Source organism: Hypnocyclicus thermotrophus (assembly GCF_004365575.1).
In the GTDB taxonomy this organism is placed as follows: Bacteria; Fusobacteriota; Fusobacteriia; order Fusobacteriales; family Fusobacteriaceae; genus Hypnocyclicus; species Hypnocyclicus thermotrophus.
Map to the genome: position 1 here is coordinate 1 of NZ_SOBG01000015.1, position 1,683 is coordinate 1,683.

The window sequence follows — 1,683 nt, forward strand, 5'->3', positions numbered from 1 at the left end:
ATCTCGCGTCAAGGGAATTGACGAAAAGGACATTACAAATTGAATAGAGAAAGAAGCGGGAAACTGATATTAATACATATCAATTCCATAAGTTAATTTGAGTGTGTAACCTTTTTAGGTTAATATATATTTTGTATGAAGAGTTTGATCCTGGCTCAGGATGAACGCTGACAGAATGCTTTACACATGCAAGTCTACTCAAACAGTTCTTCGGAACTTATTAGGGTGGCGGACGGGTGAGTAACGCGTAAAGAACTTGCCTCATAGTCTGGGACAACAGTTGGAAACGACTGCTAATACTAGATATTATGAATGATTGGCATCTTTTATTCATGAAAGCTATATGCGCTATGAGAGAGCTTTGCGTCCTATTAGCTAGTTGGTGAGGTAACGGCTCACCAAGGCGACGATAGGTAGCCGGCCTGAGAGGGTGAACGGCCACAAGGGGACTGAGACACGGCCCTTACTCCTACGGGAGGCAGCAGTGGGGAATATTGGACAATGGACCAAAAGTCTGATCCAGCAATTCTGTGTGCACGATGAAGGTCTTCGGATTGTAAAGTGCTTTCAGTAGGGAAGAAGAATGTGACGGTACCTACAGAAGAAGCGACGGCTAAATACGTGCCAGCAGCCGCGGTAATACGTATGTCGCAAGCGTTATCCGGAATTATTGGGCATAAAGGGCGTCTAGGTGGTTTATTAAGTCTGATGTGAAAATGCGGAGCTCAACTCCGTATTGCGTTGGAAACTGATTTACTAGAGTCTTGGAGAGGTGGGCGGAACTACAAGTGTAGAGGTGAAATTCGTAGATATTTGTAGGAATGCCGATGACGAAGGTAGCTCACTGGACAAGTACTGACACTAAAGCGCGAAAGCTAGGGGAGCAAACAGGATTAGATACCCTGGTAGTCCTAGCTGTAAACGATGATCACTGGGTGTGGGGGGTCGAACCTCTGTGCCGAAGTTAATGCGATAAGTGATCCGCCTGGGGAGTACGCTCGCAAGAGTGAAACTCAAAGGAATTGACGGGGACCCGCACAAGCGGTGGAGCATGTGGTTTAATTCGACGCAACGCGAGGAACCTTACCAGTCCTTGACATCCTAAGAACTTAGCAGAGATGCTTTGGTGCCTCTTCGGAGGAACTTAGTGACAGGTGGTGCATGGCTGTCGTCAGCTCGTGTCGTGAGATGTTGGGTTAAGTCCCGCAACGAGCGCAACCCCTATTGCTAGTTACCATCATTAAGTTGGGGACTCTAGCGAGACTGCCTGCGACGAGCAGGAGGAAGGTGGGGATGACGTCAAGTCATCATGCCCCTTATGGACTGGGCTACACACGTGCTACAATGGGCGGTACAAAGAGAAGCAAGCTGGTGACAGTAAGCAAATCTCAAAAATCCGCTCTCAGTTCGGATTGTAGTCTGCAACTCGACTACATGAAGTTGGAATCGCTAGTAATCGCGAATCAGCAATGTCGCGGTGAATACGTTCTCGGGTCTTGTACACACCGCCCGTCACACCACGAGAGTTTGTTGCACCTGAAGTAAACGGCCTAACCTTCGGGAGGGAGTTTCCTAAGGTGTGATAGATGATTGGGGTGAAGTCGTAACAAGGTATCCGTACCGGAAGGTGTGGATGGATCACCTCCTTTCTAAGGAGTTTTGCTTCTTTCTCTATTTTATTTG

At 47.6% G+C, this 1,683-nt stretch carries 1 rRNA gene; it reads left to right on the forward strand.

Annotated features, from left to right (window positions below):
- Positions 1 to 132: 132 nt before the first annotated feature.
- Positions 133 to 1,649, forward strand: a 16S ribosomal RNA gene (locus EV215_RS10350).
- The last annotated feature ends 34 nt before the right edge of the window (positions 1,650 to 1,683 follow it).